Raw genomic sequence first — 14,916 nt, 5'->3', positions numbered from 1 at the left:
TCGAATGTGAATACAATGGGTCACACTAGGCGTGCTCATGTAGAAATATACGAGTCGATAAAAAGAAAGTTTCGCGCAACCTTTTTCATCACATCTTCTTTTTTGACTTCAGCCGTTACAAATACGTACAACGTTTGGCTGAATACTAGCGTCTTGATCCGGACTTCTACCATTGTCCCATCCGACAGCACGTACTCGCGGCGGCGCAGCATTTCATGTAATACCTGGTGAACATTAGCGACCTGCTCTATTTTTTTGCCCTTAACCGAAGCCATATCCTTTTCCACTCGATCGACAACCTGAACCTCTATCGTCGGATGAAGCTTTTGCTCTCCGGCAACGACAGATGCCCTTACTTCTTCAATGACCAGCTCCTGCTTCTTGCGATAGACGCGTTGATTTTCTTTTAAAGACTGAATTTCTTCATACAGTTTTTTATTTTGCAGCTCCAGGCTTTTTTTGACGAGCATCATCTCTTCCATTTCTCGGCCGTACAGCATCAAAATCGTCGTTGCGCCCAGCATGATACCGACGAACAACAGAGCCACATATCTTTTCCAATGAACCACGATCATGATCGCACCTGTACCAGCCACTGCACACAAATTGTCCCAATATGTGCACCCATAAAGGCAACGACGATCATCGCCAGCTGCTTCACTACGGGCGAGAAGTTCCCGAGCAAAATTTTCTCAATTTGCAGGAACGAATCAAACGATCCACCGAGCGCTCCAACTATCCCAAAGATCTTTAGTTGATCGGCAAGCAGTTCCATCGACAATAGTGGTGGTTTGTGGGTTAAAAATGCACCTATTCCTCCACAGAGAGCTCCCCCAACAACGATGCCATAAGCAACAAAGAACGTCAGTATGACCTGTGCCATGCTGGAATCCATCCTCTCGACCTAGCTAACATATGCTTTATCCCTACGCTGCTTGTCTCGAATTTATGATGGGTACGTCCATGTCACATACCGAAAAGCCGAAGCAACAAAAAAACGGCATGCTTTTTTCCTCGCATGCCGCTTCCCATTACTGGCTTTTCCGTCCAAATTTTCGCAGTCTTTTTTGAATCCGGGGAGAATTCATTACCATGAGATCCATAAACAAGTTGACCATGTTCGGATTTCGCAATACTTGCTTGAACACTTCCGGATTTTCCTTAAACCACTGCTCATTAGCCTTGATCCAGGCTTTAAACCCGTCATTAGACTTGTAATAGTTATTTAAGCGGCGAACAGGTCGATAAGCACTCATCTTAATCTATCCCTTCGTCAAAGAATATGGAGAGGAGAAAGATGATCAATACGATCCAGATCACCACTTCAAAGCCATCTTGGTTAAAAAAACCAAAACCCTTCATGTCTGATCCCCCCTTCACCCTGCTACCAGCCCTACACGAGGCATACCGCCCATGGTACCCTTCCCTATAGGTATATGTGACAGGGCAATAGATGGATTGGACACTCGCCTGCTCAGCTCTGATTTTGTGTGTTCACCCAATTGGTGGGGTAACCCTGCCTGCAATCACTGACTAGCAGCGAAATGGCGGCGAATCTCTGCCAAAAATGTTTGGACAGCTGGTGCCAAATAACGGCTTTTCATAAATGCCAAATAAACCGTTCTCTCCAATGCTGCCGAATCGATCGTTTTTCGAACAAGATACGTATCATTTAGCTCCCCTAAATAATTTTCGGGGATGATCGTCATGCCTAAATTTTCTCTTACTAGTGTCAAGGCTGTTTCAAACCGCTCAATTTCAAATTTGATAGTTGGGGTTGCGTGCTCAAGCCCGAACGCATGTAAAATATCCTCCCTGGTCTGAAAGCCTTCTGTACTAATGATAAACGGCTCGTTTTCCAGCTCTTTTATCGTAATTGATTCGCTTTCCGCAAGTCGATGATCCTTGTGTAGCACGAGTACCAATCGCTCATGATACAAAGGGAGTGTTTCGATGTCTTCCTCATGAATGTACTGATTGGTCACTTGAAGATGCGTATGGTATTTACGCAATGATTCCTTGACTGCCTTTCCGCTCAGCACCTCGATTAGCTTGATGTTCATGGCCGGAAAATGTCCCTGATACTTGCGAATTACCTGTGGAATCCAGTACTTCACGGACTCAATAATGCCAACAGACAGCTCCCCGCTGCCAGTCAGCTTTACTTCTTCCATCTCCTTTTTGAGCACATTCATATTCGACAGGACCAGGAGTGATTTTTCGTACAAAATTTTACCAGCGTCCGTCAATTCAATTTTTCTCGTGTTTCTTTCTAGCAGAGGCGAACCTACCTCAAGCTCCAAATTTTTGATCGCATTGCTCAAAGAAGGCTGTGAAATATGCAGCTTTTGCGCGGCTTTGGAGTAGTTCAATTGATCGCAAACCGTCACAAAATATTGCAGTTGTTTAATATCCACGTACGTGTTCACCTCTGATTCATAGTATAAAGCTATTAATTTATTCAAATTATATATTAGAAATAATAAGTTCGCCATTATATAATCAGAAAACAAATCCTACTTTAAAAATTTTAGAAAGGGTGAAAAAGATGCCTACAAATGTATCAGCTGATATATGGACCGGCCGGACTGATCATACAGAAAGAAGAAGCAGCTTTCGCTATCATCAAATCGTAGAAGTCACGGACTTGGGAAACGTAGAAACGACACTCCCCCCTGCCTGTGCCATCATCGGGTTTGAATGCGAAGAAGGTGTCCGGCGAAATCAAGGCAGATTAGGTGCAGCCAAAGCTCCAAACGCAATTCGGCAAGCGCTTGCAAGCCTTCCCTGGAAGCAGGCAGCTGGAAAACGGTTGCTCGATGTAGGAAATGTACGCTGCTCTGATGAGGCACTCGAAGAAGCCCAAGAAGAATTGGGGCAAGCCATATCTACCCTCTTCGCAAATTCGCTGACTCCGATTATCTTAGGCGGCGGACATGAGACTCTGTACGGACATTATTTAGGGGTTCGCAAGCATATCGGAAAAGACGCTACACTCGGCATTATTAATATTGACGCTCACTTCGATTTGCGTTCTTATGAAAATCAGCCTTCATCAGGCACGATGTTCAGGCAAATACTAGAACAAGATCACAACAGCCACTATTTTGTACTTGGAATTCAGCGTTTTGGCAACACCCAGGAGCTGTTTGATAAAGCGGATGAGCTCGGTGCCCGTTATGTGTACGAAGAAGACATGAATGATGCTCGAATGGCTGAACTCACTGCTGAATTGAACGAATTCATGGAAAAACATGATTACGTCATGCTGACGCTTTGTACGGACGTGTTAAATGCAGCGTTTGCACCTGGAGTCAGTGCTCCATCTCCTTTTGGTTTAAGCCCGATGACAGTTCGAAGCCTCATCCGCACCGTTGCCGCTCATAAGAAAACGCTTTCTTTTGACATATGTGAAGTCAATCCAGCTTTAGACGAAAACGGAAGAACCGTAAAGTTAGGTGCTTACTTGACGAACGAAGCCATCATGGGATTTTTAGGAGGATACAGCGATGACACTAGCACTTAATCAAGTTACTACCATCTTTCTTGCCGTTGCCTTGTTAGTTTTGGGAACTGTGCTTGTACGGAAAGCAGGCTTTCTGCAAAAATTTTGTATCCCAGCTCCAGTCGTTGGAGGTCTGTTGTTTGCTATCGTCGCTACGATCCTGAAATCGACAGGTCTTATGGAAATTACACTGGATACGTCGCTGCAAAGCTTATTCATGCTTACCTTCTTCACTACGGTAGGCCTTGGTGCTAGCTTCAAGCTGATTAAACTGGGCGGGAAGCTCCTCGTTATTTACTGGATCGCCTGTGGTTTTTTGGCTTTGGCTCAAAACGTGATTGGTGTCTCCATGGCCTCCCTGTTCAATATCCATCCGTTGATTGGAATGATGGCAGGTGCGGTTTCCATGGAAGGTGGACACGGAGCGGCCGGTGCCTTTGGACAAACACTTGAAGATATGGGAATTCAATCAGCACTGTCCATTGGAATCGCGGCAGCAACCTTTGGTCTTGTAGCAGGTGGCTTGGTTGGTGGACCGACTGTGAAATATTTGATTTCCAAATACGATCTAAAGCCCACTGAAACAGAAGAAGTCGTACAGAATGTAGAGGAAAATGTGCAACCGATTACAAGCAATTCGTTCTTCACTCAAGTCCTCCTCATCACTTTCTGTATGGCACTCGGTACCTATCTGGGAGGTCTCTTCTCGGACGCAACAGGCTTTGTCCTTCCAGGATATGTTGGAGCCATGTTTGTCGCAGTGATCGCCCGCAATATCGTTGATAAAGTCAATCCAAATGCGATCGATATGAAGAGTATTAACCTGATCAGTGACGTGACGCTTGGAATCTTCCTGTCCATGGCGCTCATGAGCATCAAGCTGTGGGAAGTAGCAGACCTGGCGCTGCCTATGCTCGTGATCGTCTTCGTCCAAGTGATCTTTATCGTGTTGTTTGGCGCTTTCGTTTTGTTCCGTTTGCTTGGTAAAAACTACGATGCTGCGGTTATGGTTGCCGGCTTTACCGGACACGGTCTCGGTGCAACCCCAAATGCGATGGCGAACATGGCTGCGGTAACAGAGCGTTTTGGTCCATCTCGTAAAGCGTATTTGGTTGTTCCGATCGTAGGAGCCTTTTTGATTGATGTGTTCGCAATGCCAATCATTATTACTACGATTAACCTATTTAAGTAAATTTAAAAAATGAAAAGCCTCATCCCTTCAGCTGATTCATTATTGGTTGAAGGGATTTTTTTGTTCATTCTGCATAGAGCCTATCCCGTTCACCTCATACTACTTTAGGAAACGCTCGATGCTCGGAGAAACGTTTTTGGAAGGAGTCGGTTATGGAAGCTCACGCTCATTCCCTCTGGCGAAACAAACCGTACATGCTCTTGTTGATGATTGTTTTTTTCATGCATCTGGCCTCGTATCTGGTCATTCCTGTCTTCCCTGTATTTTTACAAAAGGTCCGTGCCCTCCACCTCTCTCAAGTAGGCTTTGTGCTCGGAGCTGGCAGTATTGCTTATCAAATTGGAAGTCTACTCGGCGGTCCGCTTTCCGATCGACTAGGCAGGCGCGCCATCATTGTACTCGGCTCCACGCTTCAAGGCAGTGCCATGCTTGGCTACCATTTCAGTCATTCATTCGGTCTGTTCCTGTTGTTTTCATCTGTTAACGGTCTGGGTCTTGGCCTGCTCGCACCAACTATCAAAGCCATGATTGCTGACGAAGTGGAATCAACACAGCGAACAGCCGCTTTTTCCTGGCGAGGCATTCTCGCGCACTCAGGGATAATCGTGGCAGGCTTGGTTATTTCGTTGCTGACCGCTTGGGGACAACAGCCTTTTTTGATTGCTGCTCTCGTCTTTGGCTTGCTGGCAGCCATCACCTGGTTTAGTTTGCCCGATGATCGCTGTGTTGGACCCGATTGTCAGCGAACGCCACTGTCTGAGTACAAAAATATTTTGACCCACCGCAGCTTCTTGCTTTTTTCAGGCATCACCTTGCTCATTTGGGCACTTTATGCCCAATTTGCTTTGATCTTGCCGCTTCGCGGAGATTACGTCCTGCGTTCTGCTACGTTAATCGGGCTGATCTGGACCATTAACTCCATCAGTGTCGTCGTCCTGCAAGGCTTTGTCTCGCGTTTTGTATTGCAACGCATCAATCCTTATATTTCACTTGCGATCGGCACGACACTGCTCGGTATAGGCCTTACTGCAATGGGCTGGGCTGAGCATTTTATCACGCTCAGCGGCGCAGCTATTTTGTTTATTTTGGGTGAAATGTTGTTCATGCCAGTTCAAGACAGTCTGGTAACGCATTTTGCCAAGGAAGAATGGCTGGGGGCTTACTTTGGCTTCTCCAACTTTGTATCGGGGATCGGTACTGCCCTCGGAACAAGTGTAGGGGGAGCGATGGTAGAGAGGCTGGGCGGTGTCGGCAGTCACTATCCCTGGATTGCCTACGGTGTCATCACGCTTTTTTTGGCCGTGATCCTTGGCTTGTTTGCCCTCTACGCGATCGCCCGCCATAAAAAGACGATCCCCTCCCAAACTCAGTCAAATGTGCGAGCTGGCAAAAAAGAAGGGGCAACCTAATAAGGAACAGTACCGAAAGAAAGGATGATCTCCATGACAAAGCAGGAAGATAACAGCCCACGTAACCACTCCCATTCAGCAAAGCGCAATCATCAGCCTAAAAATGTTCAGAATGATGCTCCTGGTTTCGGGGACAAAAAATTAGAGGGACCGAATCGTCCAGCTACCTAAGAATAGAAAAGCCATTCTGCTTTCAATCGAGAGCAAAATGGCTTTTATCTATTTGAGAGCTCGGCAGTTACGTGATCGGCACCAATTTATACGGCAGCGAAAACGATTGTAATCCGTTTAAAAATGCGTCATGTGACTTTTGATCAGGTGCAATTAATTGCAAATAGCGGGTGAAATAAAATACGATGCGGTCTTCATCTCCCGCTTTTAACCGATAATGAGAAAGCTGGGCGATATCTGTAAGGTTGTAAAAATAATCGTAGCGTTCGTCAGTAAGCTTTGCACGAAACGAGCGGCTGACTATGACATTGTTGCTGCGGTTCTCCTGACTGTTCTCTTTGGTCGCACCAAGAAAACGAAGTAGCTCCCCCGCACGTTTGGCTCCGATTTTTTCCACAAGCATACTGTCGTTGTACTCGATCACAAGCTCGGTCAGCGTGTGGCGAACTGACTGTAGCATCGCCATCAGCACCTTACGTACAGCCAGATTTTCGGTGGCGAATTGGTTGTCGAAGACGTTAAATTCGAATGATGTAGCATCTCCCTGTTGCCTGGTGTACAAAATGATTGCGTTCACATACGCCACCTCCGTTTCATTAGCGTGGCAGGATCGATTCCCATGTAGCGCGGTCCAGCTTGCGGACTACAGAGAACAACAGTCGCTTCGCTGCCTCATAATCTTTTCGGTCAATAATGGAAGCATGGCTGTGAATGTAACGGGATGGGATGCCGATGACCGCTGATGGTACGCCTTTGCCATGATATTGAACGACACCTGCGTCGGTCCCTCCTTTTGCCACGTAGAATTGGTATGGAATTTTCTCTTCCTCGCAGGTGGAAATCAAGAGTTCGCGCAGGCCAACGGGCATTACATATCCCGGGTCGTAAATACGCATCAACAGACCGCCACCCAATTTTCCGCCTTCTTCTCTGATCCCCGGTATATCGCTGGCTGGACTCGCATCCAAAGCCAGGAACAGATCCGGTTCAATCATGGCAGCAGCTGTCTTGGCTCCGCGTGCTCCTGACAATTCCTCTTGCACAGTCGCGCCCACATAAACGACATTTGGATGTCCGGGACGCTCATGCAGCTCTTTTGCCAGCTCTACGGCTAAGCTGCATCCATAGCGATTATCCCACGCTTTTGCCATGATCCGGTCTGGATTGGCCATTTCCTGTAGCGGACATACAGGGACGATCTGTTGACCGGGACGCACACCTAGCTGCTCTGCTTCTGCGCGCGAATCTACGCCGATATCGATGTACATATTACGAATATCCATCGGGCGATTCCGTTGATCATCACTGAGAACATGGGGCGGGATCGAGCTGATCACACCTTCGATGATTCCTTTATCTGACACGATCTGTACGCGTTGGGCAAGCAATACCTGCCCCCACCAACCTCCAAGTGTCTGGAAGGAAATAAAGCCTTTGTCCGAAATTCGCGATACCATGAAGCCGACTTCATCCATATGACCCGCAACCATGATTCTTGGACCGTTCTCATCGCCGCGCATGACACCGAAGATGCTTCCCAAGTTATCATAGACGATTTCATTCGTGTAATTGCTTATGTATTCCCGCATGATATCTCGAACCGGGCCTTCAAAGCCTGCTGCTCCCGGTGCTTGCGTCAATCGATTCCATACCTCTCGTTGAAACTGACTTTTCATTGTAGTCTAACCTCCTCCATCCAATCCGGATGTTTATCATCGTCTTCTATTATCGACTTACAAAGAAAGGGATGCAACAGTCTGAAAGCAGGAATGTGTTCTCTTTTCCCGAATCTGATTACAATCTATATGAGCAAGGGAACTACAGGGAGGTAGAGAACATGTCAATTACGCTCCGAAAATTAACAGAACGAAAAGAAATCGAGTTGTTAGAAGAACTGGAAGGTAGAATTTGGGACCCAAACGATGCTATCCCGTACCATATGACACTTACCATGTCCAAATTCGGTGGTCTGTTTTTAGGGGCCTTTGACGATGACCAGTTAATTGGGTTTTTATATAGCTTCCCTGGCTTTACGAACGGTGAATCGCATCTTTGCTCACACATGCTTGGTTTTTTACCGGACTATCGCAAGCGTGGATTGGGCGTACAAATGAAGTGGATGCAGCTGGACGAAGCAAAAGCGCATGGCTTTTCCAAAATTACCTGGACGTACGATCCGTTAGAGACGGTCAACGGCGTTCTCAATATCGTCAAGCTCGGGGGAATCGTTCGTACTTTCTTGCCTGACTGCTACGGTGAGTTGAATGACGATTTTAATCGTGGGCTGCCGACAGATCGCTTCCTCGTAGAGTGGTTTGTAGACAGTGGACGTGTAGCTCACCATCGCACGGGACAAGCTGTCAACGTGCACTCAGAGCGCGCTCCTGACGTTCTTGGCTACGAAATCATAGATGGTATCCCGCAGTTGACCGATATCTCACTCATCCACGACGAGCCTGTGCTCCTGCTTCCTGTCCCTGCTTACTTCCAGGATGTCAAGCGTGCTGACTTTGAGATTGCTCGCCGCTGGCGTGAGGCTACGGGCCAATTGTTCACCCACTACTTGGTACAACAAGGTTATGTCGTAACCAGCATCATGCGAGATGAAGCCATTGTCCGCTATGTACTGGAAAAGCGGACGCTAGGTGATATTCTATCCTGAGTGATATGATACAATGGGGGTTGCCCTACCCTTACATGTTTAGAAAAAAGGACGAGAACGAATGAATCAAACGGATTACGATGTCATCATTATTGGCGGCGGTCCTTCTGGCCTCATGTCCGCAATTGCTGCCTCCAGTCTGGGAGCCCGGGTATGTCTGGTGGAAAAAGGCTCCAAGCTGGGACGCAAGCTGATTATTTCTGGCGGCGGTCGCTGCAATGTGACCAATGCCAAGGAACAAGACGAGCTCATCAAGCAGATGCCTGGCAATGGTCGCTTCATGTATAGTGCGTTAGCGCAATTCGGCAACCGTGAGATCATGCGCTTTTTCGAAGATCTGGGTGTTGCCTTGAAAGAAGAGGACCGCGGACGGATGTTTCCGGTCACAGATAAAGCTGTGACAGTGGCACAGGCTCTGATTGATCTGTTAAAACGCCAAGGCGCTACTATCCTGTTAAATAGCGCCGTAAAAGAGGTGCTCTACGACGAAGAGCGCGTGACAGGCATTTGGCTGCACTCTGGTGAGAAGCTGACCTCACGATGTGTCATTATCGCTGTAGGAGGTTGCTCCGTACCACAGACGGGCTCTACTGGCGATGGCTACGCCTGGGCAAAGGCAGCGGGACATACGATTACCGACCTGTATCCCACTGAAGTCCCGCTGACAGCAAGCGATGCCTGGATCAGGGACAAATCCCTGCAAGGCCTCTCACTCAGGGATGTAGAAATGACCCTGTACGCTCCAAACGGGAAAAAGATTAACACACAGGAAGGCGATCTGATCTTTACCCATTTTGGTATTTCCGGTCCTGCTTCGCTGCGGATGGGTCACTATGTCTCTATCACACAGCGAAAGCATGGAGCCATCCCGCTCTCGCTTACAATCGATTTGATGCCTGGCAAAACCGCAGATGAAATTGCCAAGGAGAGCTGGAGTCAACTAGAAGACCAGCCGAAAAAAGCAGTGAAAAATGTACTCAAGGGCTATCTTCCAGAGCGAATGATTCCACTCTTGCTCGCTTTATCTTCCATCTCGGAGGAAACGACGCTCAGCCATTTGAAAAAGCAGGAATGGTCGCTGCTTGCCAAAACGATCAAGGCCTTTCCGCTAACCATCACGGGAACACTTTCACTCCAGGAAGCCTTTATTACAGGTGGTGGTGTCAGCGTCAAAGAGATTGATCCCAAGACGATGGGCTCCAAGCTCAAGGCAGGTCTGTACTTTGCAGGTGAAGTAATAGATGTCCATGCGCACACGGGTGGCTACAACATTACGATCGCCTTTTCATCGGGACATCTCGCTGGAACGTATAGTGCTAAAGAATCATTAGGAATTTTTTAAAAGATTTTAGGTTTAAACATGTTTCGATAGGGGAAACTACTAAGTAAGGTACTCTTTTTCCACAAGAGTGTACCAGCACCTTGCTCCCCCCTAGTTGTAAGGTGCTGGTCATGACACCTTTACTCCCTTTTATCTTCCCTAGATGGAGTGTCGCCCTGGTGAGCGGCGCTTCTTTTTTTTGCTCTTCCTCCTTATTTGATCATAAAGAAAACACCCGTTGCGACAAGCAGGCTTCAGTAGTGAAGTCCTTTCTCGCACGGGTGTTTTTTCATTTAACCAACAAATCTGTACAGATAGGCAAACCCTGCCAAAATAAACGCGAAGCCCAATATAAAAAACGTATTGGCACGCTGTTTCACACGCTTCTCATTCCCTTGGAAAAAGGTGTCCATGCGTGTTTTCCAGCGCTGGGTACGCGGTTGTAGCATAAGCACAATCCCCATAACGATTAAAAAGATGGGAAAGTACATGGGTGCTCATTCACCCCTTTTTCTTGCGGCGCAATAGCCAGCCCGACTCTTCTTCTACTGGTGCCCCTTCAACGACGAGACGAGCATCTTCAGCAAGCTGGTATGCTTCCGCAAAAGCCAGCTGTCTAAAGGACTGTTCTGCCTTGGTCAGCAGCTCGTTTACTTGGCGATTTTGACGGCGATAGCGGTTCGTGTATTGAATGGCTCCCTCCGCCAACTGACATGTGGCGATGATTCGCTCAGCCATTTTTTCGGTCTCTTCCACGAGATCATTCGCGTCCTGTACGAGTATCGCCACTTCCTCCAAATCATAGCGGTATTCATCCATAATGCTCTGTACGCGAGCGAGCGTCTGAATAATTTCTTCAAACATGTATTTCAGTTGGTCAGGAATGCCAGGGAGATAGCTGCGCTTGATTTGTTGACGGATACGCACAAGTGTATTAGAGATGCGCTCCAGCTCATCCAAGGCGTCATCCTCCGTCTCGATCACAAGCAGTTCTGGCTCCTCAACTGCTGGCGCAAACTCTTCCGGCTTGGCAGCAGGCCTTGGAATAACAAGCTCGTATTCATCTTCCTCCGCAGGCTGTTTTTCTATCACTGGCTGTGGTTCAACTGCTTTACTGTGTGGTTTTGAGCTTTCTGGTGGCGCAGCTGTTTTCTTCGACTGCTGTACTGCCTGGAGCAAGACAAGTCTTTCCGCCTCGCTCAGCTCCGTGGTGGTCATGTGCGGCTGTGCTGCATCCTCAACCGGCTGTGACCTTTTCTCTTCTACACGAGAGGTCTCCCGTTCGACGGTCTGTTCCGACTCTGTATCCCACTCAGGCAAAATCACATCTTCTGCTCTTTCTTTTGCCGAGACCTCTTGCTGCTTCGGTTCTTCAAACAATGGAGCAAGCTCGACTGGGTCATGAAGCACAATCGGCTCTTCTAGAATCGGCTTCGCTACCTCCACATCGGCAGGCGCTGTCGCAGTAGCTGCAATTTCACGCTTTGCAACGAGGCCTTCTTCTATCGTTTGGTATGTGGTGTCAATCAATACTTCAAATGCCTTTTGATGAGTAACCAATGTTTCCAGACTGCCTTCTTCCAAGGCGCTTTTGGAAGCTGAAAGAAGCTGCTTCGCCTGCAATAGAGAATTTTCCAGTGTATCCTGATTGAAATCATAACCGTCTCGGACTGCCTGATCGATTCCTTGTTCCAGCTGCTTGAACTCTTCTGGCATTTCTTTTTTCACGCGATGGACGAGGGTTGGAATCTGCTCCATCGTGCTGCTGATTTTCTCAAGCTGCTGCTGTGCTTTCAGAGTCGTGTTGTAGGCTTGCAGATCATCTCCTGCCGCTCTGGATGTTTTGATCATGCTGCGCATCGTCTCTACCTCATCAAGCGATGCTTTCAGCTCGTGAAAAGACAATCCGTATTCCAGTCGCAAATCAGACAAACGCCGCTCAATCTGCTCAACCAGCTTGCCGATTTCAGGGATGACGACTTTGTTTTCCTGTTTTGTCACTGCCACCTGTGTTGTATCTGTCTTTAGCTCACCTAGTTCCTGTTCAATCTGAGTGAGTGTTTCCCGTGCTTCATCCAGCATCCCCAAAGCGAGAGAAAAACGGAAACGGTCGCATGCTTCCTCCGCGTCCAAAATCATCATCTCAACATCGGGAATACGGTTGCGCAACAGGTTTTCCTTTTGATCCGCCAAATGATGGTAGCGCACTTCTGTTGTACCGCTGGAACGACGCATTGGCTTATCAACTTCGATCACATTGATCTTCTCTACTAACTCTTCCTTCCAATCCTCTACATCATCTACTTGGGCAAAAATGGAGCGTCGGCGAATCATCGCATAAATCAAACCGATCGATAGTCCAGCAAATACTGCTCCAATCACGTATATCCACCAAGGAATGCCGCCGAGTGCCGATGCGTCCTCCTTTGGTTCTTCTTTTGCTGTATTCGTCGTGTCAGTAGCCGCTGCTTGTCCTGATTTCCTCTCCAAACGGTTGATTTCCGCATGAATTTCCGAAATCAACGTTTGGATTCCGGTCAAATATTGCTTTTGGTTGCGGAAGGGCTCGTAGTAGGAAGTGATTTTTTCCTTGATCATCTCCTGGTTAGCCCCTTTTTCTTGCAGGCTAGGTCCAGCGTATACGCCGAGCGTCTCCGTCTCCATATTAAGAACGACCATGAGTGCATCGTCAGACAAATTATAGTTATTAAAAAGCTTGTTGGCGTAATCCTCAGGATTCTCTGCTTCTGGAGAAGTGCTCTCTACAACGACTACCTTGTAGGTTCCTGGCGTATCCTTCAGCGAAGCTTCGAATTTGGTAATGTCGTCTTTTTTCAGATATTTGTCAGAGTCCTGAACGACTTGGTCCGTTTTATCGGGAAATGGTGTGGCATAGGCCGGATTCGTATATAGCAACATGCCTGCCAAACAGAGCATGAATAGTTTTCGTTTCACTTGTTATACAACCCCTTAGCGTATTAATTCATGGGAGGGCGTAGCTGCGTGTCAACTGGAAGCAAGCAGCCTTGCAAATAACGCATTGCCGAAGCTTCCAGCCACCGAGCAAACTCCTCATCGGATGGTTCCAAATCATATACTTGGCGAACCATTTGCGGTTGCAAAAATGGATAATTCATCAGGCTTCCAAGAGCCAAAACAACCCGATCAACCGATACGGACAAAAAATCGCCAGAAGCAATTCCGCCCTCGATTACCTGCGAAAGACCATGCTTCCAACGACTAATATACAGCGTCAGTACTTCACGTGCCAGCATAGACTCGACACTCAGCTCTCTTTGTATAAACCTCGTGATCGCCGCATGCTCTGTTTGAAAGCTCACATAGAGATGAACCATTTGTTCCAGCTGTTGGTAGGAAGACGCACTCTTTTGCTCCTCTACCAATTCTTCGACGCGCCTAAATAAAGTCTCGAAATAGGAGGCTATCAAGGTTTCCAGCACACCCTGTTTCCCATGAAAATGATAGGAAATTAATGCGGAGTTTACCTGAGCCTCCTCGGCAATATGTCGAACAGACGTTCCTTTGTAGCCATGTATGTCAAACAGCTTCGCGGCTGCAGACAGAATACGTAATTTAGTTTGATCCATTGCCTTTCTTTTCCTCCTGTTCCGATTTTAAGAAAACGGACCAGACACCAAGGCCAGTCAGGCATCTTTCCCATTGTACAGATTGTTCGACGTAAAAAGATAGTCCTGTTGTATGTTCGACAAAGTTTTCTAGTATTCCTCCTATCTATTGAGGCGCTATGATAAAAATACCTCTACCGAGGACTTTTCATAAAAGCGGAGGTGAGTCCTTGCGCAAAATCTGGCTGCCGCTCACATTGTTTCTTATCCTCTTCCATTTTTCGCAAGGCACGGCGCTCATCCACAACTTGACCTCTTCTGCACCTGCTGTCCAAAGTTATTACGTAGATCGACTCCAAGTTGTTACGTACAATATTCGCGGCTGCAGGGATGATCAGGGATACGCCGACCCCAAAAAGGTTGTGGCTGCCCTCCGCCCGCTTTCGGCAGATATCATCGCATTGCAGGAGGTGGACAATACCCTTCCGCGCTCATCGTTTACCAATCAGGTCGCCGCCATAGCAGCGAGCTTGCACATGAATTATGCCTATGCCCCGTCCATCAATTTTCTTTTCGGCACGTACGGCAATGCTGTACTTAGTAAATATCCGATCCTGCATGCAGCTTCTACCCCGTTGCCAGCAACATGGGAGCCTCGCAGTCTGCTTGATGTGAGTGTGGATTGGTACGGAACACCCCTGCATGTATACACAACGCATTTGGGCGTAAAAGCGTCTGAACATCCCGAACAAATCCAATCGCTCTACACTTATTTGCAAAAAAAATCTGGAGATACTGGCGTATTGCTCGGTGATTTTAATATGTATGCGGACAATTCCTTGCTGGATTCGGTGCGTAGCCTGCTCCAAGATCCCTTGTTTGAGCAGCATGTCGTGCTCGGCACCTTAAGAAGCAAGCAATCACTCAAGGAGCTGGATCGTATCTTCCTTTCGCATGACCTGCAATTTCTCCAGGCAACCGCGCCTCCTATGGGACCGTCTGATCATTATCCTGTCCTCATGGAAATTGCCAAGCGTTCAGCCCCATGAGAAAATCTGGCTACGCCATG

The 14,916-nt window shown here is 47.5% G+C and carries 16 protein-coding genes; 8 read left to right on the top strand and 8 right to left on the bottom strand.

Annotation, left to right across the window (positions count from 1 at the left end; all coding sequences use genetic code 11):
- Positions 1–35: 35 nt before the first annotated feature.
- The 4 genes from SB752_RS14420 to SB752_RS14405 form a co-directional block, all read right to left on the bottom strand.
- Complete coding sequence (locus tag SB752_RS14420) at positions 36–596, bottom strand: sporulation membrane protein YtrI (RefSeq protein WP_410716309.1); 561 nt, start codon at positions 594–596, stop codon at positions 36–38.
- Positions 572–883 carry a YtrH family sporulation protein gene (locus tag SB752_RS14415; RefSeq protein ID WP_103109409.1) on the bottom strand — a complete coding sequence of 104 codons (312 nt, stop codon included), beginning with the start codon at positions 881–883 and terminating at the stop codon, positions 572–574. The genes SB752_RS14420 and SB752_RS14415 overlap by 25 nt, the downstream gene beginning before the upstream one ends.
- Positions 884–1,031: 148 nt before the next feature.
- Complete coding sequence (locus SB752_RS14410) at positions 1,032–1,256, bottom strand: hypothetical protein (RefSeq protein ID WP_103109408.1); 225 nt, start codon at positions 1,254–1,256, stop codon at positions 1,032–1,034.
- A gap of 270 nt (positions 1,257–1,526) precedes the next feature.
- Positions 1,527–2,417 carry a LysR family transcriptional regulator gene (locus SB752_RS14405; RefSeq protein WP_410716308.1) on the bottom strand — a complete coding sequence of 297 codons (891 nt, stop codon included), beginning with the start codon at positions 2,415–2,417 and terminating at the stop codon, positions 1,527–1,529.
- 131 nt (positions 2,418–2,548) lie between these two features.
- On the opposite strand from SB752_RS14405, the gene hutG reads away from it, so the two are divergent.
- The 4 genes from hutG to SB752_RS14385 all read left to right on the top strand — a co-directional run bounded on the left by hutG (position 2,549) and on the right by SB752_RS14385 (position 6,277).
- On the top strand, positions 2,549–3,526 hold the full coding sequence (gene hutG, locus SB752_RS14400; protein WP_410716307.1) for a formimidoylglutamase: 978 nt from the start codon (positions 2,549–2,551) through the stop codon (positions 3,524–3,526).
- Complete coding sequence (gltS, locus tag SB752_RS14395; RefSeq protein WP_410716306.1) at positions 3,510–4,697, top strand: sodium/glutamate symporter; 1,188 nt, start codon at positions 3,510–3,512, stop codon at positions 4,695–4,697. Before hutG ends, gltS begins: the two co-directional genes overlap by 17 nt.
- A gap of 152 nt (positions 4,698–4,849) precedes the next feature.
- Positions 4,850–6,106 (top strand): MFS transporter, encoded by a 1,257-nt coding sequence (locus SB752_RS14390; protein ID WP_410716305.1) that lies wholly within the window; start codon positions 4,850–4,852, stop codon positions 6,104–6,106.
- Between the two features lie 33 nt (positions 6,107–6,139).
- Positions 6,140–6,277, top strand: coding sequence for a hypothetical protein (locus tag SB752_RS14385; RefSeq protein ID WP_410716304.1), 138 nt, complete (start codon positions 6,140–6,142; stop codon positions 6,275–6,277).
- Between the two features lie 67 nt (positions 6,278–6,344).
- Here SB752_RS14385 and SB752_RS14380 read toward each other — a convergent pair whose 3' ends face one another.
- Positions 6,345–6,854, bottom strand: a complete 510-nt coding sequence (locus SB752_RS14380) for a hypothetical protein (protein ID WP_410716303.1) — start codon at positions 6,852–6,854, stop codon at positions 6,345–6,347.
- Positions 6,855–6,873: 19 nt separating this feature from the next.
- On the bottom strand, positions 6,874–7,953 hold the full coding sequence (locus SB752_RS14375) for a M42 family metallopeptidase (protein ID WP_410716302.1): 1,080 nt from the start codon (positions 7,951–7,953) through the stop codon (positions 6,874–6,876).
- Between the two features lie 161 nt (positions 7,954–8,114).
- Here SB752_RS14375 and SB752_RS14370 point away from each other — a divergent pair, with 161 nt between their 5' ends.
- The 3 genes from SB752_RS14370 to SB752_RS14360 all read left to right on the top strand — a co-directional run bounded on the left by SB752_RS14370 (position 8,115) and on the right by SB752_RS14360 (position 10,706).
- Positions 8,115–8,939, top strand: coding sequence for a GNAT family N-acetyltransferase (locus tag SB752_RS14370; protein WP_410716301.1), 825 nt, complete (start codon positions 8,115–8,117; stop codon positions 8,937–8,939).
- Positions 8,940–9,000: 61 nt separating this feature from the next.
- Positions 9,001–10,281, top strand: coding sequence for a BaiN/RdsA family NAD(P)/FAD-dependent oxidoreductase (locus SB752_RS14365; protein ID WP_410716300.1), 1,281 nt, complete (start codon positions 9,001–9,003; stop codon positions 10,279–10,281).
- A 110-nt stretch (positions 10,282–10,391) separates the two neighbouring features.
- Entirely contained in the window at positions 10,392–10,706 is a 315-nt protein-coding gene (locus SB752_RS14360; protein WP_410716299.1) for a hypothetical protein, read from the top strand.
- 55 nt (positions 10,707–10,761) lie between these two features.
- Here SB752_RS14360 and SB752_RS14355 read toward each other — a convergent pair whose 3' ends face one another.
- Positions 10,762–13,215 (bottom strand): septation ring formation regulator EzrA, encoded by a 2,454-nt coding sequence (locus SB752_RS14355; protein WP_410716298.1) that lies wholly within the window; start codon positions 13,213–13,215, stop codon positions 10,762–10,764.
- Positions 13,216–13,238: 23 nt separating this feature from the next.
- Positions 13,239–13,868 (bottom strand): forespore capture DNA-binding protein RefZ, encoded by a 630-nt coding sequence (gene refZ / locus SB752_RS14350; RefSeq protein WP_410716297.1) that lies wholly within the window; start codon positions 13,866–13,868, stop codon positions 13,239–13,241.
- Positions 13,869–14,077: 209 nt separating this feature from the next.
- On the opposite strand from refZ, the gene SB752_RS14345 reads away from it, so the two are divergent.
- Positions 14,078–14,896 (top strand): endonuclease/exonuclease/phosphatase family protein, encoded by an 819-nt coding sequence (locus tag SB752_RS14345; RefSeq protein WP_410716296.1) that lies wholly within the window; start codon positions 14,078–14,080, stop codon positions 14,894–14,896.
- Positions 14,897–14,916: the final 20 nt, after the last annotated feature.

Origin of the sequence: Brevibacillus sp. SIMBA_040, from assembly GCF_046535075.1 — a bacterium.
In the GTDB taxonomy this organism is placed as follows: Bacteria; Bacillota; Bacilli; order Brevibacillales; family Brevibacillaceae; genus Brevibacillus.
The sequence above is the reverse complement of the archived record's forward strand: the minus strand, read 5'-3'. Positions and strand labels throughout refer to the sequence as shown.

What these genes read in the sequence shown, in the direction of transcription:
- SB752_RS14415 (WP_103109409.1), bottom strand. Translation starts at nt 883, where the DNA reads ATGGCACAGGTCATACTGACGTTCTTTGTTGCTTATGGCATCGTTGTT.
- SB752_RS14410 (WP_103109408.1), bottom strand. Translation starts at nt 1,256, where the DNA reads ATGAGTGCTTATCGACCTGTTCGCCGCTTAAATAACTATTACAAGTCT.
- hutG (WP_410716307.1), top strand. Translation starts at nt 2,549, where the DNA reads ATGCCTACAAATGTATCAGCTGATATATGGACCGGCCGGACTGATCAT.
- gltS (WP_410716306.1), top strand. Translation starts at nt 3,510, where the DNA reads ATGACACTAGCACTTAATCAAGTTACTACCATCTTTCTTGCCGTTGCC.
- SB752_RS14390 (WP_410716305.1), top strand. Translation starts at nt 4,850, where the DNA reads ATGGAAGCTCACGCTCATTCCCTCTGGCGAAACAAACCGTACATGCTC.
- SB752_RS14385 (WP_410716304.1), top strand. Translation starts at nt 6,140, where the DNA reads ATGACAAAGCAGGAAGATAACAGCCCACGTAACCACTCCCATTCAGCA.
- SB752_RS14375 (WP_410716302.1), bottom strand. Translation starts at nt 7,953, where the DNA reads ATGAAAAGTCAGTTTCAACGAGAGGTATGGAATCGATTGACGCAAGCA.
- SB752_RS14370 (WP_410716301.1), top strand. Translation starts at nt 8,115, where the DNA reads ATGTCAATTACGCTCCGAAAATTAACAGAACGAAAAGAAATCGAGTTG.
- SB752_RS14365 (WP_410716300.1), top strand. Translation starts at nt 9,001, where the DNA reads ATGAATCAAACGGATTACGATGTCATCATTATTGGCGGCGGTCCTTCT.
- SB752_RS14360 (WP_410716299.1), top strand. Translation starts at nt 10,392, where the DNA reads ATGACACCTTTACTCCCTTTTATCTTCCCTAGATGGAGTGTCGCCCTG.
- refZ (WP_410716297.1), bottom strand. Translation starts at nt 13,868, where the DNA reads ATGGATCAAACTAAATTACGTATTCTGTCTGCAGCCGCGAAGCTGTTT.